Consider the following 26,141-nt stretch of genomic DNA (forward strand, 5'->3'; position numbering starts at 1 on the left):
CACCCGTTTAGGACGCGGCGCGGCCGGTTCACCACCGGCCGCGCTTCCCGCTTGCTGGTGTTGTCGGTTTCCCCTCTTTTCATTTTCACGGGTGCACAATGAAGGTATCAGAAGCAACGAATTTAAGCCGGGCTTGTCGGGTGTTCGGTTGGGCGGGTGGCACGATCCACCAGGTTGCTAGTGAGCTTGGCTTGCCAGGTCGAGGCGGCGATCTGGCATTGATGCAGGCGGGCGAGTTCGAGGCTTTATTAACAGCGTATTGCAAGGCGAAAGGGTGGCGATAATGGTTACTAGACGTTTGGCGGCGGTCGGGTGGTTTGGCTCTTTTACGGCGCTTGCCGGTAGCTTGCTGCTTGCGCTGAATACCGCATATTCCGGCTATGGTTTCGTGGCCTTTTTGGTGTCCAACTTCGCTTGGATTTATCACGGCACCAAAACCCGGACGTGGCCGCTGGTTGTGATGCAGATCGGTTTTACCGTGACCAGTGTTTTAGGTCTTCGGAACTGGTTTTTTTAGCCATGGCTTTTAACGTGGGCGATAGGGTTAATTGGCGGTACGAACCGCGCGGCGGTTACGGTTTCTCCGTTCCGGTGGCCGCCGTCGTGGTTCGCGTCGGCCCTAGCCGCGTGAGGGTTCGTGCCGCGCGGTTCGTGGCCGGTCAGTGGGTGTCTGTGATCCGTTGGGTTGATCCGGCCCGGTTGTCTGTTCGCTCCGTTCATGTGCCGGTTGTTGATGATGTTGTTAATTTGGATGAGGGCGAGTGATGAGCGTTCGGCAAGAAAACCGTTACCGTAAACTGGTGATCGCGCAGGGTAGGGCATTACCCGACATTAAACGAGAACTGGAAGCGGCTTTTATGGAGCGATTACCACGGCCGGCGGTTGCACCGCCGAAGCCGAGTGCGACCAGGGGCCAGGTGAGAAGCTGGATGCGGCGTAACGCCGCAGATTACGACGATGCCACGCATCTTGCAGAGGCGGCTAATATCGCACTTGATTTGCCAGCCGGCGCAATGGATGACGAAACGCATTGGGTTTGGGACGAGGCGTTATCGGCGCTCGATTGGGCGGACGCTTAACGCGGGCTTTTATGTCTTTTGCAATCAAATGGAAATATGAACATTTCCCGCAACAGCGGGTTACTGAAAAGCTATTTTCGCAGCGATATAAAATTTTGACTTTGCGAAAAAAACTGCTGACAACACGTTTTGGGAGCATAGGGTTGGCGGGGTTTTGATCGCTCGCGTTTCTGCTGAGGTTGTTCGTTCACGCAAAACTAAAACAGATGCAACTCAGACAGGTGTTTTTGAGTTCGGCTAAAGAGATTTGTCCATATAAACACGCGGGGGGGCTTTCCAAGCTGCCCCCGAAAAAGCGTGTTTCTGTGGGCAAATCGGCCTCTCAGGTATTTTGGAGCTTTTGGTTATGAAACCATTTAAACCTTACTCGCCACTGTTGGCCGTGACAATGATCCGCGATCCGGGCTTTTTGTCGTGGGATGCGTTCGACAATTCAAGCCTCAAGGCTGCGCGGGACACGCAACCTTATCAGGTTGGCGACGTAATCCGTTGGCTGGACTTAGACCGACACGGCCAGCGCGTTTTGCGGGCCGGTTTGGTGGTGTATGTGCGGCCGGAATATTTGGAAAGGGTAGGGGATTGGTGCCCGGTTTTTTTAGTGCGGCCGCAACGTAAAGATGGTGAGTTTGCGGCCGGGTATTTGCGGGTTTGGCCGGGTGAGGTGGAACGCGGCGAGGTGTTTGCGTCCGAGCTGGACGCGGTTGTTTAAATAGGGTGTAAGGCAATGAATGAAGTGGAATTGAAAACTAGGTTTATGACGTTGGCGGCTTTGGCCGATATGGTGGCCGCTGATAATGTTCACGGGTTTATGTTGGCTCGTGGTTTGGTTGATGGTGTGCCGGGGCATTGGGAGGTTTGGCCTAATTTGGTAGCCGATGCGGAGGCGTTGTTTGTCGATTTTGCTTTGTCCAATGAGGATGGACATATTATCGAGTTTAATTCGCTTGATCCGGCGCTTGCGGCGATCCGGGCGGCGGGTTGGGATGGTTTGGTTACGATTGACGGTTGAGTTATGGAGGGTTGTGGTGTGACTGTTTTGGATAGGTTGGGGCATTTTTGTTCCGCTATCGCTACACAAAAACCGGATGCCCTTCTAGGCTCGCTATTCGCTCGGTCGTTCCGACTTGGCCGCACGCGGCCAACCTGCCAGGCCACCTTGCCGACGCTCAATAAGGGACGTGTGTCGGCACTCCGCAAGCTCCGCACCGCCACGCCTCCCTTAGCCGCTTGGGCTTATCCCTAACGGCGCGCAAGGCTATCGCCCTGCTCGAACAGCAACACCCTAAAGGGGGACGGTGGATTTATACACAACCGCCCACTTTTTCGGGGGTAGATTGGAAGACCCCCGCGCGGGCAAATGTGCATAAATCGTTTGGCTTTGATGGTGGCTATCGCCACCTGTAATTTGGTGATTTTCGCGGGCGCGAAAATTTGGTGTGTTCGATCCTTGAAAGGTGCGGCTATCGCCGGCTGATTCTGACAGGCAGGTTTAGCCGTGGCCATCCCAGTGTTCGTCTTAATGGGGGGGTGTGCGGAATGTGCGGACAGATTGCCAGAGCGCCCGGCTTCTTCGGTCAAGGGTAAAGGCTACGCCCAATCATAAAAAAATAGACGCCTTTTTGATTAAGGCTTTGCGTCGATTTTTTTATGATCGCCCTTGACCGCGCCGAACGCTCCGCCTGCCTGTACGCACCGCACACCCTCGTCCCATTAAGACCGATTCAACCCAGGCCGGGTATTGCCCCGGCTAACAAGCGGTGCGGCTATCGCCGCGCTATTTAGATTTCTCCGCTCCCCTGAACCCTTAATCCCGATTGCAAGGGGCGTGCCAGAACGCGTTATATTGCCGGACAGTGTAAAGCTTTTTTTGTTGCGTTATCAGGTGTTTTTACTTGACAATTAAGCAGTAAACCCGGATAATAGCACCATGGTTTGGGGCAACCGCCCTACCATCAGAAGGCCGGGCAGTTTCGCTCTGGCCAGGTTTACCGGAGGTATCCGATGTTAGAAAATCCTGTTTCTTCTTCCTTGGTTGCAGATAGCAATCGTCTTAACTTCCTTCCTACTTATTTCGGTGGCGAGTTGATGTTAATCGGTGAAATGCTGGTTTATCAAACCGCCGATGAATTGTGCCCCGATTACAAAGGCGGTTACTGGTTGTTTCATGAGCTTAGCAACGGTGGCTTTTATATGGCTCCCGCTTTCGATGCGCCGGTACGGATTTCGGTCGCCGGTAATTATTTCGACGATGTAATGTCGCCCGATGCGGCCGGTGTCGTGATTAGCTTGTTTGCAATCAATAAACTCATTAGCGCCATGTGCTGGCAACACGATGTCGATGCACTGATTGACCGCTATCATTTTTTGCGGGCCTTTGCTTCCGAACATGCCGAAGCCGCCTTGATCTTCGCCGCTATCGATTAAGGCTTAACGCCTCGGCCATGTGCCGGGGCATCTTTACCTAATTTAAAGAGAAGGCCGGGCGCTTCGCTCTGGCCAGGTTACCGGAGGTTTCCGATGTCTCAGTTAAAAACGAATGTCCTTGCGCAATACGTTACAGCCCCGGAGGCCGTGACGATTGATCGTTACGATGAAATGCTTAATGTGTTGCCGCCCGAGAACTGGAAGCGGTTAGGCGGCTTTCCAGGTGAATATTTCCAGCTTTGCGAGTATTACGCGGGCAACGTGACCAGTTATTTTGTGAAGCTGGATGATTCCCGTTGCTTCACCTTCCGCGATTGCGCATGGCTCAACCCTCAGCAGGTGTTAGACAAAATCGCCGATGTCGTTGGCATTCTTCGCGGTTAGATGTCTTTGGTTAAACCGTAACGCCCGGCCAGGTGCCGGGCCTCTATTGGGGCTTGTAATGGGTTATTTTAACGATCAGAAGGATAGACCGGCGGGCGAGTTCTATCACCGCGAGACTAAGGCCCGCTTTGAGTTCCGCCCAACCGCCGACACTTGGGCGGCTCAGCACGGGCTTGAGTGGGAAATCGCAATGTCCGACGGATCGGTGCGGTTTGCGCGACTTTTGCAGACGGTGGCCTATATCGCCGTCGATGTTAACGATGATCGCGCGGGATCGCCGGTTTTAGAACGTTGGCCGATTGTAAAAACGTGGTGCCGGTAAAGCCAGGTAATTATGTTACGTTATCAGGCAAAAACACTTGACAGGCAAACAAAAACGCAGGACAATAGACCCATGGTTTCGGGCAGTCGCCCGACCATCAGAAGGCCGAGCGCTTCGCTCTGGCCAGATTACCGGAGGTTTCCATTATGGAATTACACGACGCGCATGTGGTTTTTTATTACGAGTGGCTTGATGCCATGGCTTGGGATGATAGTTGCCGTGCGATGCGCCAAGCTGAAAACGCTTGGGAAGACAACGGTTGCGCCTGGTTAGGCAACAAATAAACCGCGTCCCCGCGCTTCGGGCGCGGGACTTTATCGCCACTAAATCCATCTTTATTTGATAGGGGATAACAGCCATGAAAACCGTTCAAAACGCGAGAATCCGCGTTATCGTTTCCGATGCACAATGGCAGGCCTACGCTAACCGCGTGCCTAGTAGTTCACTAATGCAAACCTTACCGAGCGGCGACGTTCGGCACCACAGCTTAGACAATATCGTTCGAGGTCGCATTTTGTCCGATGCGATGGAAATTATCGGCAATCAATCCGAAGCTGTGTTGTTGGATCAAGAGCCATTCCATTTATCCGCTCAAGAGGTACACGATATTGCATTTAACGTGTATATGAGTCATTGGCTCCGCGATCACAGCAAGTATGGCGAGGGTGTGACCTTTGGCCGCTACTTGAACGGCAAACGCCTTAGCCGTGGCATGGCGTATGAAATCGACGCGGCCCGCGTGTACGCACAAGCGGCGTTGCGGGAACTGGACTATGAACAACTGTATCGGGATACGGTGGAAAAATATCTACCAGGCCGCCAGGATGGGATTTTTAGAGCAGCCCAAGCAGGTAGAAGCGCAGACGCGAGCGCCGACGTTGAAGAGGCGATCTATTGGCGCTGGTATCAGTGGGACAACGAGCGCCGTTATCGGCACCGCTTTGATAACACCGATGATTTTAAAATCGAAATCATCGATGCCGATGCAATGCCGCAACAGATTGGCCTTTGCCGCTACCTGCCTTTGGCGGCTTGAGTTACACAACAGGCCGGGCGCTTCGCTCTGGCCGCTAACCGGAGTTAAACCGATGGCAAAACATAGATTTGATGTTCTTCGTGGCAACAAGGTAATAGCGCATATCTCGGCAGAAAATCTTACAGTCAAGATCACCGCAGCAATAGCGGCAGTTGGTATTTTGATTGTTGGGCCTTACCCAGTGAAGACAAAGTAAGGCGCTTTTTCCGCCATGCGCCGGCATAAGATATTTTCGCGGGCGCGAAAAACGAATGCCGTTACTTGGTGACAATTCGCCGGCCAGGTCGAGCTGGCCGCGTCACCAAATCGGATTGGCGACAGACCCGGCCCGGATCGAGACCAGCGCCGGGTAATCCCTGTCACCATAGGAGGCCGGGCGATTCTGCTCTGGCCACACATATAGAGACCGGGCGCTTCGCTCAGGTCAGTTAACCGGAGGTTTCCGATGAGATTCAATAAACATCCACGTTTTGAGTTTACCGACACCCACCAAAAAAGGGCGGCTATCCGTCGCCGGCATAAACGCGAAGTCAATAAATACCCGTTGCTCGCATTCATCGGAGAGATTGCACCAGTAGACGAAGATAAGGAAATGGCGGCTAGGCGGCGCAAGCATGCGGACGACGATGTTCACGACCGCCGCCGGCATGCGGCGGACTGGCGCAAAGCGCGGCGCTTGTTACGAGAGCACGCCGAAAAGGATGGCATTCTGTGGTATTGGCAAACGTATAGCTTGACCGCAAACCCTGTCATGTTGCTGGATTTGATTCACAATTGGCCGCAGATGAAAGCCAGCCGCCTTGCGGCCGAACAGCGGATGAATGCATTTCGGCGGGATCGCGGCGATTCAGAGTTACCGGCTTGCAAAAGTCTAACCGTGTTTTTGGATATGCTGTCGGGTGACACAAAAAGTGAAAAACGGTCGATTGATTTTGAAGTGATTTTTCATTATTTATGTCACACATCACACCCACTTGCGACACCAAAAATGAAATATTCCGGATTTTGTGCCACTAATATTGAAAAATTTCCCGTCTATAAGAATCTGGAAACAGTGGTTAGATTTCGGACGACCGGTTTCCAAGTATTTATCCGAAAACTATTGGTTTGTCAGTTCAAGAACGGATACAGTGGAACGCGAAGCGCTACAACTAATGATCCGCTTCCCGCAACATTTCTGCCATGTCCTGGTTTGCAGTAACAGCCTGCTGGTAAAGATCAATCACTTCTTGGCTGTGCGCTTTAAGATCGTTCGCATGTCTACCGAATAAATAGCTTTTTGACTCAAATTGGCTGAGAAATTTTTTGTGTTCCTCTATCTTGGTCTGCAATTCGTTCGCTTCATCTTCGAAGTGTTTGGTTAGTGCTACATGCTGTATGGCAAGATCAGGAGCCATCTCATGCCGGTCAAAGAGGCTGCACCCTGATAGTAAATATTGCGCCAAAAAAAGGGTAATCAGTAATTTTGATTTCATGGTTTGTTCCAAGAGGAGTTTATAAGTTGTTTCTATAGCGTTGTTCAGGCTATTTAGTAGAAACGTTTTTGGGGTGTAGTAATCTCAATCCGTTTGCAACGACCAACAAAGAAGCCCCCATGTCGGCGGCAATGGCTTCCCATAAGGTTGCCACACCGGCAAAGGCCAAGACGGCGAACGCGGCCTTGATCGTCAGCGCAAAAGCAATATTCTGTCGAATAATCGCCAAGGTTCTTTTGGAATGCCCAATCAGCCAAGGCAGTTTGGAAAGATCATCACCCATCAGCGCAATATCGGCTATTTCGATGGCCGCATCCGACCCTAATACCCCCATGGCAATCCCCAGGTTGGCCCGGCCCAGCGCCGGCGCATCGTTGACACCATCGCCGACCATCGCCACCTGTCCGTATTTTTCGACCATTTGACTGACGATCTCCACTTTATCGGCGGGCAACAATTCGGCGTGTACCTCATCGATGCCAATTTGGGCCGCGATGTTATTGGCCGTCACCCGATTGTCACCGGTCAACATGACCAGATGTTTGATGCCAGTCTGTCTCAGCGCTTGCAAAATCGATCTGATGTCGGCGCGAGGCTGATCAGCAACGGCAATCAGACCGCAAATATGCCGATCATTGCCAATGGCGATCACGGTTTGCCCCGTTTGTTCAAGGGCAATCGCTTTTTCACTGATTTCCGGTACTTCCTGACTACGTTCCAATAAATAGCGACGCGATCCCAGCCAGAAATCCGTGCCATTAAATAGTCCGGTGACACCTTTACCCGGCAGCACCTTCACATTCTCTGCGCTGGCCACGTTGATACCGCGTTGTTCCGTATAGCGTAAAATGGCTTTTGCCAACGGATGATTGCTTCGTACTTCCAGTGCGGCGGCACGGCTTAACAGTTCTTCTTCGTTATGACTATTGAATGGATAAACACCGGTTACGATGGGCTCACCAGAGGTCAGCGTGCCGGTTTTATCAAAGGCAATCGCATTGAGATGGGCAGGTGTTTCGATATAAATGCCACCTTTGATCAGAATGCCTTGTCGGGCTGCGCATGCCAGCGCCGCGACAATGCTTACCGGTGTCGAAATGACCAAGGCACAGGGGCAGGCGATGACCAGCAACACCAAGGCGTGGTAAAACCATTCGTTCCAGGCCCCTTCGAAAAATAACGGTGGAATGACGCACATTCCCAACGCTACCAACATCACTGCCGGGGTATAAATACGCGCAAATTTCTCCACCCATTGCTCGACCTCGGCTCGCTTACCGTGGGCTTCGCCCACCAACCGGGTGATCTGCGCCAAGGTAGTATCCGAAACCAGCTTGGTGGATTGGATTTCCAATGTTCCTTCAACATTAATGCTTCCGGCAAACACCTCATCACCCACTTGCTTGGTAACAGGCATGCTTTCACCGGTAATCGGTGCCTGATTGACTGAACTGAAACCGGCAATTACGTTGCCATCCAGAGGGATTTTAGCGCCAGGCGCTAATATGAAATGGGTACCGATGCTGACTTCGCCGGCAGATACCACGCATTCCTGGCCGGATTCATCCTTGACCGTCACCGTCGATGGGGCTAAATCCAATAAGGCTTCTACCGCGTGACGGGCACGACCAATACTCCAGCTTTCAATCGCGAGGGACAGGGCAAACAGAAAACTGACTGTTGCTGCTTCAAACCATTCATCAATGAACATCGCACCGATAACCGCAATCGTCATCAGCAAATTCATATCCGCCCGTAAACGTTTCAAGGCATAAAATGCCTTAACGATCACATGCCGAGCACCGCAAGCTACCGCCAAACCAAAGGCTATTTTTTCAGGCAAAGGCATCGCCTGCTGAGCATGGGCATTTAGTAAGCTGTAAAGATAGCGAGTGACCACATCCCATTGTAGGGTTCCGTTTTTTGCCGAGCTGAAAACCGTTTGAATATCCAAAAGGCCGCCGGCTATGGCGATATGAATCAGCATGCCGGCCACGATAAATACACCGCTAAGCACGGTATAAACGGTCTTCGAACGGTGCAGTTGTTTGGCATCGACATCGGTCTGACCGGACTGCCAACGAGCCGCCTGCATACCCGTTGCTGCTACCGCTTTGATGATGGCTTTTTCAGCCACAGGTTTGGCATCAGGCAACAGTGTCATGCGCCCGTTTAAAACATCAAAGGCCAGTTTGTCACTGCCGCCCACGAGCGGGCCTATCGCACTTTTCAAGGTAGAGACCTCTTCGGCGCAATCCAGTCCCTCGATTTTGAACGTGATGCCACTCGACGAGTTTGATGGCGTTGGCTGGTGGTTATCCGGTTTCTCGCCAGGACAACAACAGGTTTTTTCTGATGGCTTGCAGGTACTCATCGTTCAACCCTCGTTAGAATCAATCTGCGGTATTCCCGGTATCATGGGACTTACTGGTTGGTCTTGGCGATGCGCGAACCAGTAAAGAATCGGTAATACCAACAATGTCAGCATCGTTGACGACAGAATACCGCCAATCACTACAGTCGCCAGCGGGCGCTGTACTTCTGCACCGGTACCCGTCGCAATGGCCATTGGCACGAAACCGAACGAGGCCACCAATGCGGTCATCAGCACCGGCCTAAGACGTGTCAGAGCACCCTCTACAATCGCCTTATCCAGCGACATGCCTTCGTCGCGCAAACCACGGATAAAGGCAATCATCACCAGCCCGTTCAGTACCGCCACACCCGACAAGGCGATGAATCCGACTGCCGCCGAAATCGACATCGGAATATCGCGCAACCAAAGTGCGACCAAGCCGCCGGTCAACGCAAAGGGGATGCCGCTGAACACCAGCAAACCGTCCTTGGCGTTGCCAAACATCATGAACAGGAGTGTGAAAACCAGGATTAACGCCACAGGCACCACAATTTGCAAGCGATGGGCCGCCGATTGCAACTGTTCGAACTGTCCGCCCCAACTTGTCCAATAACCGGATGGAATTTTGACTTTCTGTTGCAGCTTTTGTTCGGCCTCGGCAACAAAAGAGCCGATGTCACGGCCTCGCACGTTGGCACTGATGACAATTCGGCGTTTGCCGTTCTCGCGGCTGATTTGATTAGGGCCGGGAGCCATTTCCAAGCTGGTTACTTCGGCCAGTGGGATATAACTGGTTCGTCCGTCTCGGTTTTGCCCGCCCGGCAATGAGATCGGCAAGCGGTTGATGGCATCCAGATTACTGCGCAGGTTCTCCGGCAAACGCACGACGATGTCGAAACGGCGGTCGCCCTCGAACAAGGTGCCGGCTTCGGTGCCACCAATCGCAGTTGCTACCGCATCCTGTACATCGCCCACATTTAAGCCGTAGCGCGAGGTTTTATCCCGGTCTATATTGACTGTCAGCATCGGCAAGCCGGTGGTTTGCTCGACTTTCACTTCGGATGCACCGGGAATCGCCTCCATGACCTCTGAAATTTCAGTCGCCGTGTCATTCAATACATCCATATCATCGCCAAACACTTTAACGGCTACGTCGCTACGCACCCCTGAAATCAGTTCATTGAAGCGTAACTGGATAGGCTGGGAAAACTCGTAGAGGTTGCCGGGCAATTTGCTAGCCGCCGCTTGTATCGCCGCCAGCAGATCGTCGCGTGATTTATCGGGATCAGGCCATTGCTCGCGTGGTTTGAGCATGATGTAACCATCCGAGATATTGGGTGGCATGGGATCGGATGCGATTTCGGCGGTGCCGGTTCGTGCAAATATTCGCTCGATTTCGGGAAACTGCTGCTTCAGAGCCTGTTCAATCTGCTGCTGCATGGTGACCGATTGCGACAAACTGGTACCCGGAATACGCATGGCCTGAATGGCGAAATCGCCTTCATTCAAGCTCGGCACAAACTCGCTGCCCATCCGCGTCGCCAACAAGCCCGACAGAATCACCGCGACCACCGCCAGCGTGAGTATCACCGGCTTGTTGCTCATGACGCTATCCAGTACCGGCGCATAGATACGCTTGGCACTCAGCATCACCACATTTTCCTTTTCGGCGACTTTATCGCCGATAAACAGCGCCACAGCCGCCGGAATAAAGGTCACCGACAGTATCATGGCTCCCACCAAGGCAATGACCACAGTGAATGCCATCGGATGAAACATTTTGCCTTCCACCCCGGTCAGCGCAAAGATGGGCAAGTACACGACCATGATGATCAACTGGCCAAATAACAGCGCTCGCCGCGCTTCTTTCGACGCCGTAAACACTTCATGAAAACGTTCATGACGTGTTAGCGAACGTCCCTGCTGTTCCTGGGCATGGGCCAGCCTTCGCACACAGTTCTCCACAATCACCACCGCACCGTCGATGATCACACCAAAGTCGAGTGCCCCAAGGCTCATCAAGTTGGCACTGACCTGGTATGTCACCATACCGGTGAAGGTGAACAGCATCGATAACGGTATGACCATTGCGGTAATGATGGCCGCACGCATATTGCCGAGGAACAGAAACAGAATCACAATGACCAGAATTGCCCCTTCGGTTAAGTTCTTCTTGACCGTATCGATGGCTTTATCGACCAATACCGTCCGGTCATAGACAGTGATTGCCTGCACCCCTTCGGGCAGCGTGCGGTTGATTTCCGCCATTTTTTTGTCGACCGCTTGCGAGACGGCACGGCTATTCTGACCGATCAGCATGAAGACCGTGCCCAATACCATCTCTCGGCCATTTTCGGTCGCCGCGCCGGTGCGCAGTTCCTGACCGATTTCGACCTCGCCGACATCGCGAATGCGAATGGGCACGCCCTGGACATTGCCAAGAATAATGTTGCGAATATCTTCCATCGAATGCACTTGGCCCGGCGCACGAATCAGATATTGTTCGCCGCGCTTTTCGATGTAACCGGCACCGACATTATTATTGTTACGATCCAGCGCGGTAACGATGTCTTGCAAGGTCAGACCATAGGACGCCAGTTTTTCCGGAATCGGTGCCACCTGATATTGTTTGGCGTAGCCGCCAATGGAATTGATTTCGGTGACCCCCGGCACGTTGCGCAACTGCGGTTTGATAATCCAGTCCTGAATTTCACGCAGATCGGTCGCGGTGTAAGGCGAACCGTCAGGTTTTTTGGCCCCTTCTTGGGCTTCGACTATCCATAAATAGATTTCGCCAAGACCGGTGGAAATGGGACCCATCGCCGGCGTGATACCGGCGGGCAGTTTATCCTTGGCTTCCTGAATACGTTGGTTCACCAATTGCCGGGCGAAATAGACATCGGTGCCGTCCTGGAAAATCACCGTGACCTGCGATAAGCCGTAACGCGAAAGCGACCGGGTTTGTTCCAGATGCGGCAAACCCGCCATGACGGTTTCGATGGGGTAAGTGATCCGCTGTTCGGTTTCCAAAGGCGAATAACCCGGTGCCGTCGTATTAATTTGTACCTGGACATTGGTGATGTCCGGCACGGCGTCGATGGGCAGAATCGAGTAATTGAAGATGCCGAGTCCTGCCATACCGAGTACAGCCAGGATAACCAGCCAGCGATGCTCGATCGCTAAACGAATAAGTCGTTCAAACATGATGCGAACTCCTGGAGATCAATGCGAGTGCTCGGCACTGCTTTTGCCTTGCTCGGATTTAATGACGAAGCTGCCATTGACAGCGTATTCGGTACCGGACATGAGTCCTGTCACGATCTCGGTGACTTTGCCATCCGATAGGCCAGTGGTGACCGGTTGAGCAATAAAGCCGCCGGGTACGCGAATAAAAATCGTCGGCTTGTTTTTGATCAGTTGGATGGCATCGGCTGCGACCGCGACCGGCACTTCACTTTCCTGGGTAGGCAGTTCGACCGTGATAAACAATCCAGGTCGCCAGGCCATCTGCGGATTGTCCAGTGTCACGCGAGCCTTAGCGGTGCGGGTTTGTTCGCCCATCAATGCGCCCACATAGGACAACGTACCGCTTGCCGAAGAATCAAAAGCCGTGGCCTTGATGTTGACCTGTTTGCCGACTTGCACGACATTGAGATGCTTCGCCGATACGATAATTTCGGCCCAAACGGTCGATAAGTCAGAAATGGTAAAGATGCTGGCATCTTCCTTGACCGCTTCGCCCATGGCGATGTGTTTCTCGACCACCATGCCGTCGAACGGCGCACGAATTTCATAGCGGTTGAGTGCACCGTCACTGGATGATACCGTCGGACTTGCGCCAAGTGCTATCAATTTCTGGTGGGCATTTTGAACAGCGATTTCCATTTCCCGCATCGCCTGCCGGGCTTGCAGGTAATCCTGCTCCGCAGAGATTTTTGCCTCCCATAAATGTTTTTCCCGAGCAAAGGTGTTGCGGGCTAATTCCAGACGCTTTTGTGCCGACAGCAACTCACTACGCTGTTCGGACAACGCCGTACTGGCAATCACGGCGATGACCTGGCCTTTTTTGACTTGCTGGCCCAGGTTGGCAGAAATACTCTCCACCACACCGGCCAAACGCGGTACCACATGAGAGGTCTTATCTTCATTGAAGCGAATTTCACCCGGCAAGGTGACAGAGCTTATGATGTGCGCTACGCCTGCGTTCTGAATCGTGATACCGGTTTCGGCGATTTGCTGATCGGTCAATATCACTTTGCCTTCTTCTTTATTGAAGGCAAACTGAAACGTCTGACCATCATGCCTTGCCATCACGTTGGCTTCAAAGACATGGGGTTCGTCGATAGCCTGGGTGCTCTGCCAATACGCTTTTTCAGGCTCGAACTCGATGCGCTGTTGCTCACCGCTCGGGCGCTTCAGTTGCACGGAGAGTTGGTCGGCAACTGGCTGAAGCGGTTTATCCTGATTGAACGGATAAATTCGAAAGTGCGGCTCACCACCTTCCTCGCTGAGCAGGATTTCCAGCTTAAAGTCACCGTCGCTGTAAACATCACCGCCGTGCGGGCCTTGGGTCTGCTTGGCTTCATCGGCATGGTCATCATCGCCGCCTTCGGTGCTATCGACTTTAGTCCCTGCATGGCTTTCTTCGCCGTGTTCCTCACCTTCCGGCATCGACTTGTCGATGCTCAGAATAAATAGGCTGAGCAATAGGCCGACCACGATAATTACGGCGATAGCGGTCCATTGTTTTTTGTTAATTGTGTTCATGGTGATACCTCGGGTTGGCTGTCCGCCACTGTCTCGTTCATATTGCTGCCGACTAAACGTTCCACGTTGGCTACGGACTTGTGATATTCGGCCAAGGCCAGTAAATACTGATTTTTAGCGCTAAACAGCGTGCGTTGCGCATCGAGCACGTCCAGAAATCCGAACTTCCCCAAACGATAACCTTCATAAGCAGCGTCATAAGCACTTTGGGCACCGGGCAAAATGTCTTGCTGCAAGGTGATGATTTCGGAATGCGCGGCATCCAAGGCCTGATAGGCCGTGTTCAATGCAGTGGCGATGCGTATCTCGGCACTCCGAAATTCCTCTTCCGCTTTGGTCAGCCGATGCTCGGCTTCTTGAATACGGCCTTGATTGCGGTCGAAAACCGGCAATGGCACCGAAAAACCAACGACTAAGGCGTAATCATTGGGCATCAGATATTTACTGGCACCGACGGTCGCGGTGACATCCGGTATGGCTTTGGACTTTTCCATCGTGATGAGCGCCTGACGTTGGGTGATTTCGGTGGCCCAACGGGCTAAATCGGGATTTTTGGAGAGTCGTTGCGCCAATGAGTCCAGGGAAGCCGGCGCTTGTATGCTTTCCAAATGACCGCTCACCGTCTCAAAGCGCGGCGTCGTGCTGCCCCAGCCAGCGGCTAAACGCTTGCGGGCGGCTTCCAGTTCTTTTTGGGCACGCATCAGCTCAATTTGCACCGAAGCGCGAGCAACTTTAGCCTTGGTTTCCTCAACGGGCGATACCTTGCCTGCCTGCACGCGCGCAACGGTCGTGACCGTTGTCTGATTGGCCAATTCATGAATTTGCTGTGTTAGCGCCAACCGTTGCTGGGCGGCCAACACGTCAATAAATGCCTGCGTAACTTGAGTGAGTACATCGGCTCGTTTGGTTTCGTAATCCCAATCGGCTAATTGCTTGGTTAGCGAGGCGGCTTCCATGCGAGCGGCGCGCTTACCGCCCAATTCGATCAATTGACTCAGCTCCAAGGTGACGACATCGCCGTCGAAACCCTTGATGACCTGATTTCCAAAGTTTGCCGCATTGGCATTGAAGGTGGGATTGGGAAACAAACCCGCTTGGAGGGTGGCGGCTTCCTGTGCTCGGCTCTCCCAGGAAAAAGCGGAGAGTTCGGGGTTCTTGGTTAGTGCTAGGGCAAGCGCTTGATACAAAACCAGGGAGCCGGTCGTTTCCTCAGCGTTTGGATGATTAGGATCGTTTGAGGCCTGATCACTTAGCTGACCTGTTGATTGAGTGCTGTTTGTCGGGCCCGCATTGATCGGGCCGGTAGTAATCATTAAACACAGTGCAACGCCAAGTGGCCGCACATAATTTGAGAACATGGAAAATTTCTCCGTAGCATAGAGGAAACGTCAACACGGACACAGATGAACCTGCGCCTTCGGCTGGTGAGTTGCAGCTAGGAGTGGTGGCTAAATCAGTAAAACGGTGCTGCGCAGCGCAAGCAGTCGGGAATCGGTAAATGGTGGATCTAAAAAAGCTGATTGCCGAATGATGACTCTGGCATAAAGAACCAAGAGTGAAATCAGAAAAAATACCGGCAAAAGCCCAATATCAATCGCTAATTTTAATAAATCCGTCAGTTGCAGGGGAATGTGATCATCACCATCGATAGGAATGTCAGTACAAGGCGACGAGCAGGGATCGCTGTCATCGCTCGTAAGAGCATTCGACCCATCGTTGAAACGAGTGGCAGCATTGACACGAGCGAATGGGTCTTTTCCAATCTTCTCTACAGCGACATGACCATCAGCACCAAAACATAGCACAAAGGCCGACACATCTCGATGGCCCAGGCCAAAATGACCGAGCACAGCGAATATCAGCACGATAGAGAGCCATGTTTTAAAGCGGAGTAAGGAAACCATCCCTCAAAAGAATACTCGCTATCCAAAATAATTCAAGCATTTAGGAACAAACACCAGCGAGCGTGACCCTGAAGGCTCCCTGATTGCTTTAGCCTGGCAGCTCTGTCGGATTATTTCATTATTCATGTCACATGCTAGTTGGAGGTTTGACACAAATAGTGAAATCTTCCGACTTTTTTGCCACTGATAGTGAAATATTTCGCGGCTGCGAAAGCCGGAAAAAAATACCCAGAGTTCAAACGGAAGGTTTCCAGTAATAATTCGACAACCATACGTCACTCATTTTCAAAACGCTTGAAGTTGGCCAAACAGCACTGGCCTGACGGATTCCTGATTTCGCAGGCGCATTCGCCGGCTTTGGTACGTTGCATGACGAAACCTTTGATCGGTTCTGCCCGTCGATCTTTTAACGCCGATAAATACTGCTCGGAGTCTATGTCAAAGCAGTAACAAAGCGCGTCGTTCTGAATCGCTTGATAGCTTCGTAAATGCTGTTTGGGAATGGTGCTGCCGGCGTTGGCAAAGTAAGCAATCGAACATGTTTTTGCCGGACAAAAATAATAGCTGTCAATGACGATTGACTGATTCTCGGGAAACCGTACCTGATGGTACAACGTAGGCATGCCGACGCTTTTGCACGCGGAACCGCATTCAGGACAAATCTGTTGGGTTTTGGCGGATGACTTGGTGGGGCAGCAACAATCAGACATAGACGCTATCCTCGGTCTTATTGGCTAATAGGTGTGACCAGAGAGCCCGGATAACCGGCGTCCGTCGTGGCTTTGATCAAGGCTGCGCTATTGGTTTTGTGACTGTCGAAAGTAACCATGGCCGTTTTTGCATCGTAATCGACAGCCACTTTTTGCACGCCGTCGATTTTCTGTAAGGCTTTTTTGATGGTGACGGTACACATGGCGCAGGTCATATTCTCTAACTTCAGTGTCACCGATTGTTGTTGGTTTGGCTGTGCCTCTGTGGTTTCAGCAAAAGCCACGGGCATCAACAAAGTGGCTGGTAACAACAAACTTATCAGTAATAATCCGGATTTAATGGTCATATCGGAATTCTCTCAAGCCATGAAAAAAGGCGCTACCCAGGGAAAAGCCAGCAGCATCAAAATGAATGCGGAACCCAGCCAAAACAGTAGGCGCTGTTGGCGTTGGTTGTCGGTTGTGGAGCAGATTTCACCTACCGCGCAGCGATCAGGCGTTAGATAGAGTTTTCGATAGCCGAGCCCTACAAGTATCAGGGTCAGGACAATGAAAAATGGCCGGGCCGGTTCCAGCGCCGTCAACGTGCTGATCCACGCACCGCCAATACCCAACGACAACAGCAAAAATGGCCCGACACAACAGGCCGAAGCCCCCACAGCGGCCAATATGGCACCGATACCCAGCCATGACGGGGTGTTAGTGGGGGGTTCTGAGTCTGTATTCATAGCAATCTCCTAAGCCAAACCATGGTCAATGTTGGCAAGGAGTCTAAACCCTGTTGCTTAGAACAGAGTCAAGTGCGTGATATAGAATCAAGGTTGGGATCAGATGCATCATCGCTAAATGCATCGAGAATAGCGCAATGAGCGGTTGGAGCTGTCTGCTGACAGTCGTTGACTAGGCTTTCCAATACCTGACGGAGAGCGGTTAAATCCCTGATTTGTTGATCGATCTGCTGGCATTTTTGCTCGGCGACTTGTCGAACATCAGCACAGTGTGCCCCATCAAGCGATAGCAAGGTGGCAATTTCTTTCAAGGTAAATCCAGCCTGTTGAGCGCGTTTGATAAAACGTATTCGGGCAATCGCATCAGCTGAATAAACTCGATAACCGCCATCGGGTTTCGCTGGCTCTGACAGTAAACCAATGCGTTGATAGTGACGGATGGTTTCAATGGTGACTTCGGTTTGTTTGGCAAGTTTGCCGATGGTTAAAGGCGACATTTCTTTGAACCAAATGTTAAAGGGTTTTTATTGTCCCTCAGTTTTTCCACTTATCAGCTATTAACAAATTACTATGAATATTATTTTGAATGGCGACTAAATTCTCAGATGTCTGCCTATGAGGTAATGCGCAACTGGCTAGTCGATGACGCCAGCACAGTTGCAAACATGCCTCTCCTTTAGGTTCTAAGAACCAAATCCTCTCGGATTTTTTCACTATCTATGTCACTATTTTTTCACTAACTTGTCATTTTTTTCATTAATAGTGTCATCCGACATATGCTGGCATTATCCCCGGCCAATGAGAGTCACGAAGACGCGTAATAATATTTATGCGCGTGTCAGGCAAAAACGCTTGACACGCCGGCTTTATCTATTGATAATAGACCCATGGTTTCGGGGTTATCGCCCCACCATCAGAAGGCCGGGCAATTTCGCTCTGGCCAGGTTACCAGAGGGGTAGACAAGATGCTCGATGAATCACAATTGCCGGTTTATGTTCAATATCTGTGTCACTTGCGTAGCGCACCCGGCATGTGGGAACGCTATTCTGGTTCCGTTGAGGTGTACGCACCGGATACGGCGACTGACCACGAGGTGTTTGAAAAAGCGGTTCAAACTCTTTCGCGAACCAGTTTCCCGGATCGGCCTAGTTTGTCGAGTTGGGAATTGGAACGCGTCGAACGAGCATAAAAATACTTCCATTGGTGCCACGATTTTAGGAATAGTTACGTCATGAAAATATTATCAATAGCCAATCAAAAGGGCGGTGTCGGTAAAAGCACGTTATCCGTGCATATTGCATACGCGGCCATAGAGGCCGGTTTGCGGGTGTTGCTGGTCGATATGGACAAGCAGGGTAGTTTGTCGCTTTCGTTCCCGGCTCCCGCTGACGCAGAGCTAGGTTTATTCGCGTCAAGACTCTATGTGCCCGGCGCGATGGAGACCCGTCCGCAAGTGCTTAACGATCATTTAGGCATTATCCGGGCGGATAACGCCTTGCTGTCAATTGACAAGGCCGAAAACGAAGTGATCAGGCAGCCGGGCCAGGCATTACGGCAATTTGCGGCAGATTACGATTTGTGCGTGATCGACACGCCGCCTTTGCTCGGCATTCGCCTTATGGCGTCCTTGGCGGCCGCCGATTACGTGGTGACGCCGGTATCTATCGGCCTGTACGAGTTGGCTGGTGTCGCCGATCTAATGGCGACGATCCATGTTATTCGCACGCAGGGTTTCAACCCCCGGTTGAAACACATCGGTATTCTGCCGATGAAGGTTAATAGCCGCAGCACGGATGCCCGCCAGGCGCTTGCGTTGCTCCAAAAACAATACGGGCCGATTATTTTAAAAGAGGCCTTGGCGGAACGTGCGCCAGTTAAAAAAGCTATCGCAAATCGCCGTCCGGTGTGGACACATACGAGCGGCGAGGGCCATTTAAAGGCCGCGCATGAATGGCGGGCGGCATGCACCGCTATTCTGGATCGCTTGAATTAAGGGGGCGATATGAACAACACAAATACATTATTCGGTGGTGGTGTCGATAGTTTGTTCGGGGCCAGCGGTAACCCCAACGAATACGACATTATGGCTAACCTGGATGATATTGAGATTGGTAGCCAGGTTCGTGAAGAGTTCGAGGACGAGAACAACAAATTAGCCGATCTTGGCCGTAGTCTTCGTGAAAACCAGTTACAGCCGATTATCCTCCGCGCGAATCGCCCAGGAAGTGAAAGGCCTTATCTGTTGGTGGCTGGTGAACGACGTTGCCGCGCGGCCCGGATCGAGGGCTTAACGCAGCTTTGGGCGAGAGTGAAGGAGTTAACCGATGAACAGGCTGAAAAAGCCCAAGTGGTCGAAAACATCCATCGGAAAAATCTCACGCAAATTGAAGAAGCGAAGAAGATTGAGCATGACCTTGAGACCATGAGCATGGACGAGGTGATGGCGAAGTACAACATAAGCCGGACGCGCTTATCAAAAATGATGGGCTTGCTGGATTTACCCGAGCAGGCAAGACGTTTGGTAACGGAGGATTTGAGCGCCGATGTTGAGTCCATCAATGCGGTAAAGGTGATCGAAAAGATCGACCCGGCGAAAGCAAAGACGTTAGTTGATGAAATCAAACGCGGCGGCGCTAAAACGAATGTGCGGGATATGGTAAAAGCCGCTAAGGATGAAGTTAAGCCGCCTAAGAAAAAAGAAGACAGAAAACCCGCTAAACAAGTTGATGTTTTCGCGGGCGCGAAAAATCAACCAAGCGACGATGGAGAGCAATCGACGGCCATTCCGCCATCCCGCGAGTCAGTTAGTTTAGTGTTGAGTCTGGCTTACAGCGCGATCTTTTTACAAAACAAGTCGCCTAAGTCGGTGCTTGACGACATGAGCCAGGACGACCGGGAAATGATCGATGTCTGGCTTCGCGTGTTTTATGACAAGGGGGTTCAAAGCAAAGATGCCGGCCGCGATATGTTGGTATGTTTGCGTGGCGATCTATTTGCTGCTGACGGTGTTGGAGCGTTTGCATTGGCGGCGTTTGCATACGGTCTGGATCGTGATTCAAAATTCAGTTTGTTGAATATTTTTGGCAGTGTTAAAGCGTAACCCATGGTTACATTATGTTTTTGTTATTCGGAGTTAATTGCCTATGCCGGCTAAACGACGCCTGACCGAACGCGAATTCGCGTCGGTTCGGCCGCTTTTAAGAATTTCACCAGAGCGGCAGGATGCCGCTTATGCGATTCTTGTTGCTAATAAATCCTATACAACCGTTGCCGCCGAATATGGTTGTTCTCGCCAATCTATCGGTGACGCCGTAAATAGTGTTTGGGATACCTATCAAAGAGTGTTGGCCAGCCAAGCGGCAGAAGAGGACGACGCAACGATTCCGCCAGGCTGGGAGCGGGTGACACTGGTTGCGCCGTCCGAGATTATTTCGGCCTTCCGTAATGTCATCAGTGCCTTTCGGAACGAAAGCGAAAAACACGGCGATTAGTCTAGTTGGCAATGGGTTAAACGAGGATTTATTACAATGACTGGCCACGGCGTATCAAAAGAAATATCCGCAATGACGGATAAACTGGACAAAATCCGCGAAGCCCAAAAACAGCGGATTGAGAAAGAGGCTCGCCCAGGTGAGACCTACGCCCAAACTGCCCACCGTTTACAGGTTGCCGCCGATAAACAGCCGCCGGCCGCCAAGTCGAATATGCGGAAACCGCCTAATGGCGACGCTCAAATGGATTTTTTTGCGCCCGCTCTTTATGACGTAGGCACACGCGATAGCCGCAGTATTATGGATGTCGCAGTGTTCAGGCTGTCCAAAAAGGAACGCCGCGCCGGTGACGTGATCCGGTACGATCTGCCTGATGGTTATGTCGAGGTGAAGAGTGGCCCGGACGGGATGGCCTCGATTTGGGACTACGACATTGTATTGATGTTGGTATCGCAATTAACTGAAGCCATGAACGCTTATCGTGCTAACAAAGGCGAGAAACCAGGCCGAACGTTTAAGCCGCATGTCAGCGACATTCTACGATTTTGCCGGAAGGGACATGGCGGCAAACAAGCCGAAGAAGTCGAACGCGCATTAGATCGGCTTCGAGGCACAACGATTAAAAGCGTTCGGGAAGGTGTCACCACTAACGGTAAAAAATCACGCGTGGTCGAGGCAGAAGGGTTGATCGGCGGTTATCGTGTAGTGTCCTATACCGATTCGGGCCGCGTTGCGGAATTGGAAATTGAAATACCTAAATGGCTATACCGGGAAATTATCGACGGAAAGCGCCCAGACGTTCTCACGGTTCACCAGGATTATTTTCTTATTGAGCCGGGCCTTGGTAGATTCATTTACCGGCTTGCACGGCGTGCTGCCGGTAAGAACTCCGCAAAGTGGTCATATCAAACGATATATGAGCGTAGCGGAAGCACCGGCACATTTAAGAAATTCTGCTTTATGCTGCGTAAACTCATCGAAACGAACGACCTGCCCGAGTACATTTTAAGCGAGGAAAAAGGACTCAAAGGCCCGCAATTAGTCATGATTCACCGCGACTCAATTGAGGTCATCGATAGTAGTGGTTCCTAATGTACACACGCCACCGTTCCAACAGTGTCAAAACGATTTCGGCGAGTGCAACCTGTGGATATTCCGTACATTAAGAACCGATTTGTGTACATTAGGAACCTGAACCCGTATTTAAGGAACCGAAAGGTGTACATTAAGAACCGAACGGGGTACTTTAGGAACCGCTTATATTTATAAGCCTATGTTTTATATAAATAAAAATAGTGTTTTAGCGTCTAAATCTAATAAAACCTTTAAAACCTTAAAACTTTTCGCTATCAGGCGAAAAGGCTTGACAGTCTGACAATAGGGCACGATAATAGCGCCGTGGTTTACATCCTAACCACGGATAGGCCGAGCAATTCCGCTCTGGCCAGGTTTACCGGAGATTTCCGATGTTTCAATTCTATCCAACGCCTCGCGCATTGGCTGAAAAAGCTATTGCTAAGTTCCAATCTCACAATTATCGGCGCATCCTAGAGCCACAAGCCGGACGCGGCGATCTACTTGCGCCACTGCTTGAAAAGTGGAGCCATCACTATTCATCACGCCACCCCGCTAATATCGATTGCATCGAAATCGATTTAGACAATCAGGCGATCCTACGCGGTAAAGGCCTGAACGTAATCGATAGCGACTTTTTGGCCTATGACGGTGCGGCAATGTTTTCGCATATCATCATGAACCCGCCTTTTTCTTCTGGCGATGAACATCTTATTAAGGCTTTCAATTTGTTAGTAGACGGTGAACTGGTCGCAATACTGAATGCCGAGACTATCCGCAATCCCCATTCGGCTAAGCGGAAATTGATTTGCAAATGGATTGAGGAACATGGTTCGGTCGAGTTTCTTTCTGAGGCTTTTCTTGATCCAGACACCCAGCGTAAGACATCGGTCGAGATTGCCTTAGTTTGGTTAAAAAAGACGCTCGATGTTAAAGCTAATTTCACCAATGGCCTTGAATTCGAGCACGTTGCCGGACTCGATCATCAAGACAAGAACAGCATCGCTTTACGACAAAACACGATCAGTAACGCAGTCGCGGTGTTTAATGCCGCCGTTCAGTCACTAAAAACCGCAGAAGTTGCACGCGAAGAGGCCGACTACTACGCCAGATTACTAGGCCGGCCGCTGAATGAGCTACACAAAACCTCACAGGATGGTGATTCCGTTGCGATCCAGGAGCGTTTTAATAAAGGATACGACGACCTTAAAAAACGGGCATGGACAAACGTCTTGCACTCAACCGAGTTTGACAAATATCTTTCATCAAAAGCCTATCAACGCCTTACGACTGAATTTGAAGAAATTGCCAAACTGTCTTTTACTGAGTCGAATATAAGAGGCTTTTTAATTGGTTTGGTTAATAATCAAGGCGATATGAATATCCAGATGTTACTTGATTGTTTCGATGAGATAACCAAGTATCGACCAGAGAACCGCGCTTATTACAAAGGCTGGAAATCTAACGAAAAGCATAGGCAGTTAGCCTATCGTGTCAAAATGACGCGGTTTATATTGCCAGTTCGGAATTATCACGGGATACCGTGGGACTTTAAAAAGCTAATGCAGGATTTTGATAAAGTGTTTGCTATGCTCGACGGCAAATTATATTGCGACAATGGCGAGAATCACGAATCTAAGACTTGTTCATGTTTCAACGGTCTTTATTCATTGTTTGATACTGGATATTACGGCCCAACACCATCAAAAAGGCATACCACGGAATATTTTGACATTCGGTTTTATGCGGGGGTTGGTACTGTTCATATTTACCCGCGTAGGAAGGATTTGATAGCGCGTTTAAATCGTTTGGTTGGTCAAGAACGCCAATGGTTACCGCAAGATGATAATGCGGCCACAACGGATTTCTGGAAGCATTACGAAATGGCCGAGAAGATTACCGACGCAATGATAGTGCCACACGTTCGCTGGGGTTCGCCTTCGGATGAACAGGTCAATAATGCACACACCGAAGCGTGTACCGCTGCCGGTTATGATTTGTCCGGGATGTTTCAATTAAACGGGGCAGTTGATTTTTCTGAGGCCGCCTAAATGTTCACTCGCCTGGCGCTGGTGACAAACACCACCGGGATCGGCACCGGCGCCGGGCAACCTCTGTCACCAAAAGGATTGATATATGACTACTAAACCTTTTCATCACACCAGTAGGGCAATGCGGCGGTTTGTGAGTTGCCATATAAAACGGACGTTTATCGGCTTTGATCGCACAGTTCCAAAGCATAAACGGCGACTTAAGTCATATTATTTTGCGCACTACTATTCTGCGCGGGAATATCTGCTTGGAAAGACTATGCCACGAGGGGTTTGCCTAGTTATACTATCAGGCAAAAACGCTTGACAATCAGGACAATATACTAGATAATAAAATCGTGGTTCAGGCAACCGCCAGACCACCAGAAGGCCGGGCGCTTCGCTCTGGCCAAGTTTACCGGAGGTATCCGATGGCAACGCAAGAAGTCGATTTATTCGATCAAGAATGGCTGGAAGACTCGAAAACAGGCAAGTTTAGCCGGGTCGCCACAGGCGATGAAGACTCCACTTGGCGGTGTAACAATTGCGGGGCTGGCGATGCCGATCCGTGGGAATACGGCTGTCAACAATGCGGGGAGGAAGCGGACGCTTACTAATTAGAGGGAGCGGAAAGGGATTTCCGCCTAACTCTCCATGTTAGTCGTTAGTGATTACTAAAGGCCGGGCAATTCCGCTCTGGCCAAGTTTACCGGAGGTTTCCGATGTTTAAATTTCATAAAACCGTTGATCGTGTTCGTCGCCCATCCACCACCGAATTTCATCCAACACCGTTAGCAGTTCGGGCGGCACAAGATGCAATTTTTATTTCTCCATATATTTCAAACAAACAGGCCAAGGAAATATCAGTTACGTTACGAGGGGAGAATAAAGCGAATATGATGAAACAAATAGTCTCGATAGCCGAGGTGATTGAAAAGATTTCAATATCACCTGAACAAACCGGCTTAAACGATCAAGCGACAGTTTTCCTTCACTATAAATTGAATAACTGGCATTGGTATATTACCGAACGTGTAGATGGTGACCGCATCGATCAGGCGTTTGGTTACGTTATATTGGCCACTGATCGAAAACGCCGCTTACAATTTAGGAATATTTCAATCATGGATTTAATTTCGCACGGGTGCGAGTTGGACTTAACCTTTAGCCCGCAAGCGGTTAGCACTATTAAACAGTCTTACATAGTGCACTAGCGATGTTATTGATAAATGAATTAGAGGCGTTAGCCAACGAATTGCCGGCGTTGATTACAGCTCAAAAATCGACTCTTCAAGTGATTGAACAGCAAATGACCGCATTGAAAGACGCGGGTCTGATTTATGCAAACGAATATTGGCGGGACGATAAATATATGTACTTGAATTATCCTACCGAGGACGGCGGCAAACGGAAACGTGAATATATCGGGTGCGATCCTGAGCGCATACAGGCCGCCCGTGATGGCATACAGCGGGCCATTGAGTATGATCGGTTGTCGGCGGAAACGCGTAGGATTGAAAGCCTGTTGTTACAAGGCAAGGCCCGACTGCGCGATGCGGTCAACCATTTATCAGGTAAGTATCGATGGTGACAGAATGAAGGCCTCGATCGCGCGCCGGCGTCACCATACGCGCATGGTGACAAACAAGCGAATCCGGACGCGGGGATCTGACACCAATTGGGTAATCGTATGGTGACACGGTTCGCCCGGCGCTGGTCTCGATCCGGCCGGTGCCTGTCACCAATCCAGTTTGGTGACATGGCCAGCTCGACCTGGCCGGCGAATTGTCACCATTTCATTAAACGTATTAAACAATTAACATTCCCCGGTGAAATCCGTTTCATGTTGGGCGATTAAACAAATGAATGATTAACCTAAATTGGATATTCGGAAAATGAAAAATGTAATTGCAGGACCAGATGATAATCCGGTCACTCGGCACGTTTAGAGGAAGGCATGGTGGAACCATATAAATTAACAATACGGCCTGAATGTCTGATGTCATTTAGCGAAGACTGGCCGACACCAACCGGGGCCGAAGTGGCCGCGGCTATGCGTCTTGCCGGTTTCACCGGCTCGACCGCAGCAAAGGCGCTTGGGCTGAAACAAAAATCCGGGGCGCGGACTGTGCGGAAATGGATTGGTAATGAGGTAGAAATTCCGTATGCAGTTTGGGCGCTTTTATGCGACTTCGCGGGCCTTGGGCAAATATGGAGGCATGACGACAAATCGCCATCGGCCGCAAGTTAATTTCGCGGGCGCGAAAATGGTCTTGTGGCCAATTAGGGTTGGCCCGGCCACAGTGGCTATTTAGGGTCGCATGTTTTAGTTTTTGGCTATCCGGGTTATAGTGGCTTTT

The 26,141-nt window shown here is 50.9% G+C and carries 30 protein-coding genes; 21 read left to right on the top strand and 9 right to left on the bottom strand.

Going from position 1 to position 26,141, the window contains the following annotated elements:
• Window positions 1-98 precede the first annotated feature (98 nt).
• The 13 genes from NP590_RS17075 to NP590_RS17135 all read left to right on the top strand — a co-directional run bounded on the left by NP590_RS17075 (window position 99) and on the right by NP590_RS17135 (window position 6,446).
• A complete protein-coding gene (locus NP590_RS17075; RefSeq protein ID WP_256603857.1) occupies window positions 99-284 on the top strand; it encodes a hypothetical protein in 186 nt (61 codons plus the stop codon).
• Entirely contained in the window at window positions 275-517 is a 243-nt protein-coding gene (locus NP590_RS17080; protein ID WP_256603858.1) for a hypothetical protein, read from the top strand. The genes NP590_RS17075 and NP590_RS17080 overlap by 10 nt, the downstream gene beginning before the upstream one ends.
• 2 nt (window positions 518-519) lie before the next feature.
• Window positions 520-765 carry a hypothetical protein gene (locus tag NP590_RS17085; RefSeq protein ID WP_256603859.1) on the top strand — a complete coding sequence of 82 codons (246 nt, stop codon included), beginning with the start codon at window positions 520-522 and terminating at the stop codon, window positions 763-765.
• A complete protein-coding gene (locus tag NP590_RS17090; protein ID WP_256603860.1) occupies window positions 765-1,079 on the top strand; it encodes a hypothetical protein in 315 nt (104 codons plus the stop codon). Before NP590_RS17085 ends, NP590_RS17090 begins: the two co-directional genes overlap by 1 nt.
• Window positions 1,080-1,425: 346 nt before the next feature.
• A complete protein-coding gene (locus tag NP590_RS17095; protein ID WP_256603861.1) occupies window positions 1,426-1,788 on the top strand; it encodes a hypothetical protein in 363 nt (120 codons plus the stop codon).
• Window positions 1,789-1,803: 15 nt separating this feature from the next.
• Window positions 1,804-2,088, top strand: a complete 285-nt coding sequence (locus NP590_RS17100; protein WP_256603862.1) for a hypothetical protein — start codon at window positions 1,804-1,806, stop codon at window positions 2,086-2,088.
• Window positions 2,089-3,011: 923 nt separating this feature from the next.
• Window positions 3,012-3,503 carry an antirestriction protein gene (locus NP590_RS17105; protein WP_256603863.1) on the top strand — a complete coding sequence of 164 codons (492 nt, stop codon included), beginning with the start codon at window positions 3,012-3,014 and terminating at the stop codon, window positions 3,501-3,503.
• A gap of 93 nt (window positions 3,504-3,596) precedes the next feature.
• On the top strand, window positions 3,597-3,887 hold the full coding sequence (locus NP590_RS17110; protein ID WP_256603864.1) for a hypothetical protein: 291 nt from the start codon (window positions 3,597-3,599) through the stop codon (window positions 3,885-3,887).
• A gap of 58 nt (window positions 3,888-3,945) precedes the next feature.
• Window positions 3,946-4,209 (top strand): hypothetical protein, encoded by a 264-nt coding sequence (locus NP590_RS17115; RefSeq protein ID WP_256603865.1) that lies wholly within the window; start codon window positions 3,946-3,948, stop codon window positions 4,207-4,209.
• Window positions 4,210-4,355: 146 nt separating this feature from the next.
• Window positions 4,356-4,493 (top strand): hypothetical protein, encoded by a 138-nt coding sequence (locus tag NP590_RS17120; protein WP_256603866.1) that lies wholly within the window; start codon window positions 4,356-4,358, stop codon window positions 4,491-4,493.
• A 74-nt stretch (window positions 4,494-4,567) separates the two neighbouring features.
• Window positions 4,568-5,245, top strand: a complete 678-nt coding sequence (locus NP590_RS17125) for a hypothetical protein (protein WP_256603867.1) — start codon at window positions 4,568-4,570, stop codon at window positions 5,243-5,245.
• A 52-nt stretch (window positions 5,246-5,297) separates the two neighbouring features.
• Window positions 5,298-5,441 carry a hypothetical protein gene (locus NP590_RS17130; protein ID WP_256603868.1) on the top strand — a complete coding sequence of 48 codons (144 nt, stop codon included), beginning with the start codon at window positions 5,298-5,300 and terminating at the stop codon, window positions 5,439-5,441.
• A gap of 249 nt (window positions 5,442-5,690) precedes the next feature.
• Complete coding sequence (locus tag NP590_RS17135) at window positions 5,691-6,446, top strand: hypothetical protein (protein WP_256603869.1); 756 nt, start codon at window positions 5,691-5,693, stop codon at window positions 6,444-6,446.
• On the opposite strand, the gene NP590_RS17140 is transcribed toward NP590_RS17135, so the two are convergent.
• The 9 genes from NP590_RS17140 to NP590_RS17185 form a co-directional block, all read right to left on the bottom strand.
• Window positions 6,397-6,720 carry a hypothetical protein gene (locus tag NP590_RS17140; protein WP_256603870.1) on the bottom strand — a complete coding sequence of 108 codons (324 nt, stop codon included), beginning with the start codon at window positions 6,718-6,720 and terminating at the stop codon, window positions 6,397-6,399. The genes NP590_RS17135 and NP590_RS17140 overlap by 50 nt on opposite strands.
• Before the next feature lie 49 nt (window positions 6,721-6,769).
• Window positions 6,770-9,094 carry a heavy metal translocating P-type ATPase gene (locus tag NP590_RS17145; protein WP_256603872.1) on the bottom strand — a complete coding sequence of 775 codons (2,325 nt, stop codon included), beginning with the start codon at window positions 9,092-9,094 and terminating at the stop codon, window positions 6,770-6,772.
• Window positions 9,095-9,097: 3 nt separating this feature from the next.
• A complete protein-coding gene (locus tag NP590_RS17150; RefSeq protein WP_256603873.1) occupies window positions 9,098-12,280 on the bottom strand; it encodes a CusA/CzcA family heavy metal efflux RND transporter in 3,183 nt (1,060 codons plus the stop codon).
• An 18-nt stretch (window positions 12,281-12,298) separates the two neighbouring features.
• On the bottom strand, window positions 12,299-13,843 hold the full coding sequence (locus NP590_RS17155; RefSeq protein WP_256603874.1) for an efflux RND transporter periplasmic adaptor subunit: 1,545 nt from the start codon (window positions 13,841-13,843) through the stop codon (window positions 12,299-12,301).
• Window positions 13,840-15,201, bottom strand: a complete 1,362-nt coding sequence (locus NP590_RS17160; protein ID WP_256603875.1) for a TolC family protein — start codon at window positions 15,199-15,201, stop codon at window positions 13,840-13,842. Before NP590_RS17160 ends, NP590_RS17155 begins: the two co-directional genes overlap by 4 nt.
• Window positions 15,202-15,291: 90 nt before the next feature.
• Window positions 15,292-15,747, bottom strand: coding sequence for a hypothetical protein (locus NP590_RS17165; protein WP_256603876.1), 456 nt, complete (start codon window positions 15,745-15,747; stop codon window positions 15,292-15,294).
• A gap of 275 nt (window positions 15,748-16,022) precedes the next feature.
• Window positions 16,023-16,457, bottom strand: a complete 435-nt coding sequence (locus NP590_RS17170; RefSeq protein ID WP_256603877.1) for a putative iron-sulfur cluster-binding metallochaperone — start codon at window positions 16,455-16,457, stop codon at window positions 16,023-16,025.
• Between the two features lie 17 nt (window positions 16,458-16,474).
• Window positions 16,475-17,185, bottom strand: coding sequence for a MerT/CopZ fusion-like heavy metal transport selenoprotein (locus NP590_RS20620; RefSeq protein WP_331725262.1), 711 nt, complete (start codon window positions 17,183-17,185; stop codon window positions 16,475-16,477).
• A 68-nt stretch (window positions 17,186-17,253) separates the two neighbouring features.
• A complete protein-coding gene (locus NP590_RS17185; protein ID WP_256603883.1) occupies window positions 17,254-17,682 on the bottom strand; it encodes a MerR family transcriptional regulator in 429 nt (142 codons plus the stop codon).
• A gap of 735 nt (window positions 17,683-18,417) precedes the next feature.
• On the opposite strand from NP590_RS17185, the gene NP590_RS17190 reads away from it, so the two are divergent.
• The 8 genes from NP590_RS17190 (at window position 18,418) to NP590_RS17225 (ending at window position 25,372) form a co-directional block, all read left to right on the top strand.
• Window positions 18,418-19,179: a ParA family protein gene (locus NP590_RS17190; protein ID WP_256603884.1), complete on the top strand. Its 762-nt coding sequence runs from the start codon at window positions 18,418-18,420 to the stop codon at window positions 19,177-19,179.
• Between the two features lie 9 nt (window positions 19,180-19,188).
• Window positions 19,189-20,286, top strand: a complete 1,098-nt coding sequence (locus tag NP590_RS17195; protein ID WP_256603885.1) for a ParB/RepB/Spo0J family partition protein — start codon at window positions 19,189-19,191, stop codon at window positions 20,284-20,286.
• A 43-nt stretch (window positions 20,287-20,329) separates the two neighbouring features.
• Entirely contained in the window at window positions 20,330-20,677 is a 348-nt protein-coding gene (locus NP590_RS17200; protein ID WP_256603886.1) for a TrfB-related DNA-binding protein, read from the top strand.
• A 72-nt stretch (window positions 20,678-20,749) separates the two neighbouring features.
• The gene (locus NP590_RS17205; protein ID WP_256603887.1) at window positions 20,750-21,769 is read left to right on the top strand and encodes a replication initiator protein A; all 1,020 of its coding nucleotides are present in this window, start codon (window positions 20,750-20,752) and stop codon (window positions 21,767-21,769) included.
• Window positions 21,770-22,143: 374 nt separating this feature from the next.
• Complete coding sequence (locus tag NP590_RS17210; RefSeq protein WP_256603888.1) at window positions 22,144-23,802, top strand: DUF4942 domain-containing protein; 1,659 nt, start codon at window positions 22,144-22,146, stop codon at window positions 23,800-23,802.
• A 410-nt stretch (window positions 23,803-24,212) separates the two neighbouring features.
• Window positions 24,213-24,398, top strand: coding sequence for a hypothetical protein (locus tag NP590_RS17215; protein WP_256603889.1), 186 nt, complete (start codon window positions 24,213-24,215; stop codon window positions 24,396-24,398).
• Window positions 24,399-24,503: 105 nt separating this feature from the next.
• Window positions 24,504-24,995 carry a hypothetical protein gene (locus tag NP590_RS17220; protein WP_256603890.1) on the top strand — a complete coding sequence of 164 codons (492 nt, stop codon included), beginning with the start codon at window positions 24,504-24,506 and terminating at the stop codon, window positions 24,993-24,995.
• Window positions 24,996-24,997: 2 nt separating this feature from the next.
• Window positions 24,998-25,372, top strand: a complete 375-nt coding sequence (locus NP590_RS17225) for a hypothetical protein (protein WP_256603891.1) — start codon at window positions 24,998-25,000, stop codon at window positions 25,370-25,372.
• Window positions 25,373-26,141 lie beyond the last annotated feature (769 nt).

Source organism: Methylomonas subterranea (genome assembly GCF_024505185.1).
Taxonomy (GTDB): Bacteria; Pseudomonadota; Gammaproteobacteria; order Methylococcales; family Methylomonadaceae; genus Methylomonas; species Methylomonas subterranea.

Excerpts from the sequence above, each read along its gene's own strand:
- NP590_RS17075 (WP_256603857.1), top strand. The coding sequence starts at position 99 with ATGAAGGTATCAGAAGCAACGAATTTAAGCCGGGCTTGTCGGGTGTTC.
- NP590_RS17085 (WP_256603859.1), top strand. The coding sequence starts at position 520 with ATGGCTTTTAACGTGGGCGATAGGGTTAATTGGCGGTACGAACCGCGC.
- NP590_RS17090 (WP_256603860.1), top strand. The coding sequence starts at position 765 with ATGAGCGTTCGGCAAGAAAACCGTTACCGTAAACTGGTGATCGCGCAG.
- NP590_RS17095 (WP_256603861.1), top strand. The coding sequence starts at position 1,426 with ATGAAACCATTTAAACCTTACTCGCCACTGTTGGCCGTGACAATGATC.
- NP590_RS17100 (WP_256603862.1), top strand. The coding sequence starts at position 1,804 with ATGAATGAAGTGGAATTGAAAACTAGGTTTATGACGTTGGCGGCTTTG.
- NP590_RS17110 (WP_256603864.1), top strand. The coding sequence starts at position 3,597 with ATGTCTCAGTTAAAAACGAATGTCCTTGCGCAATACGTTACAGCCCCG.
- NP590_RS17115 (WP_256603865.1), top strand. The coding sequence starts at position 3,946 with ATGGGTTATTTTAACGATCAGAAGGATAGACCGGCGGGCGAGTTCTAT.
- NP590_RS17120 (WP_256603866.1), top strand. The coding sequence starts at position 4,356 with ATGGAATTACACGACGCGCATGTGGTTTTTTATTACGAGTGGCTTGAT.
- NP590_RS17125 (WP_256603867.1), top strand. The coding sequence starts at position 4,568 with ATGAAAACCGTTCAAAACGCGAGAATCCGCGTTATCGTTTCCGATGCA.
- NP590_RS17130 (WP_256603868.1), top strand. The coding sequence starts at position 5,298 with ATGGCAAAACATAGATTTGATGTTCTTCGTGGCAACAAGGTAATAGCG.
- NP590_RS17135 (WP_256603869.1), top strand. The coding sequence starts at position 5,691 with ATGAGATTCAATAAACATCCACGTTTTGAGTTTACCGACACCCACCAA.
- NP590_RS17140 (WP_256603870.1), bottom strand. The coding sequence starts at position 6,720 with ATGAAATCAAAATTACTGATTACCCTTTTTTTGGCGCAATATTTACTA.
- NP590_RS17145 (WP_256603872.1), bottom strand. The coding sequence starts at position 9,094 with ATGAGTACCTGCAAGCCATCAGAAAAAACCTGTTGTTGTCCTGGCGAG.
- NP590_RS17150 (WP_256603873.1), bottom strand. The coding sequence starts at position 12,280 with ATGTTTGAACGACTTATTCGTTTAGCGATCGAGCATCGCTGGCTGGTT.
- NP590_RS17155 (WP_256603874.1), bottom strand. The coding sequence starts at position 13,843 with ATGAACACAATTAACAAAAAACAATGGACCGCTATCGCCGTAATTATC.
- NP590_RS17160 (WP_256603875.1), bottom strand. The coding sequence starts at position 15,201 with ATGTTCTCAAATTATGTGCGGCCACTTGGCGTTGCACTGTGTTTAATG.
- NP590_RS17165 (WP_256603876.1), bottom strand. The coding sequence starts at position 15,747 with ATGGTTTCCTTACTCCGCTTTAAAACATGGCTCTCTATCGTGCTGATA.
- NP590_RS17170 (WP_256603877.1), bottom strand. The coding sequence starts at position 16,457 with ATGTCTGATTGTTGCTGCCCCACCAAGTCATCCGCCAAAACCCAACAG.
- NP590_RS17185 (WP_256603883.1), bottom strand. The coding sequence starts at position 17,682 with ATGTCGCCTTTAACCATCGGCAAACTTGCCAAACAAACCGAAGTCACC.
- NP590_RS17190 (WP_256603884.1), top strand. The coding sequence starts at position 18,418 with ATGAAAATATTATCAATAGCCAATCAAAAGGGCGGTGTCGGTAAAAGC.
- NP590_RS17195 (WP_256603885.1), top strand. The coding sequence starts at position 19,189 with ATGAACAACACAAATACATTATTCGGTGGTGGTGTCGATAGTTTGTTC.
- NP590_RS17200 (WP_256603886.1), top strand. The coding sequence starts at position 20,330 with ATGCCGGCTAAACGACGCCTGACCGAACGCGAATTCGCGTCGGTTCGG.
- NP590_RS17205 (WP_256603887.1), top strand. The coding sequence starts at position 20,750 with ATGACGGATAAACTGGACAAAATCCGCGAAGCCCAAAAACAGCGGATT.
- NP590_RS17210 (WP_256603888.1), top strand. The coding sequence starts at position 22,144 with ATGTTTCAATTCTATCCAACGCCTCGCGCATTGGCTGAAAAAGCTATT.
- NP590_RS17215 (WP_256603889.1), top strand. The coding sequence starts at position 24,213 with ATGGCAACGCAAGAAGTCGATTTATTCGATCAAGAATGGCTGGAAGAC.
- NP590_RS17220 (WP_256603890.1), top strand. The coding sequence starts at position 24,504 with ATGTTTAAATTTCATAAAACCGTTGATCGTGTTCGTCGCCCATCCACC.
- NP590_RS17225 (WP_256603891.1), top strand. The coding sequence starts at position 24,998 with ATGTTATTGATAAATGAATTAGAGGCGTTAGCCAACGAATTGCCGGCG.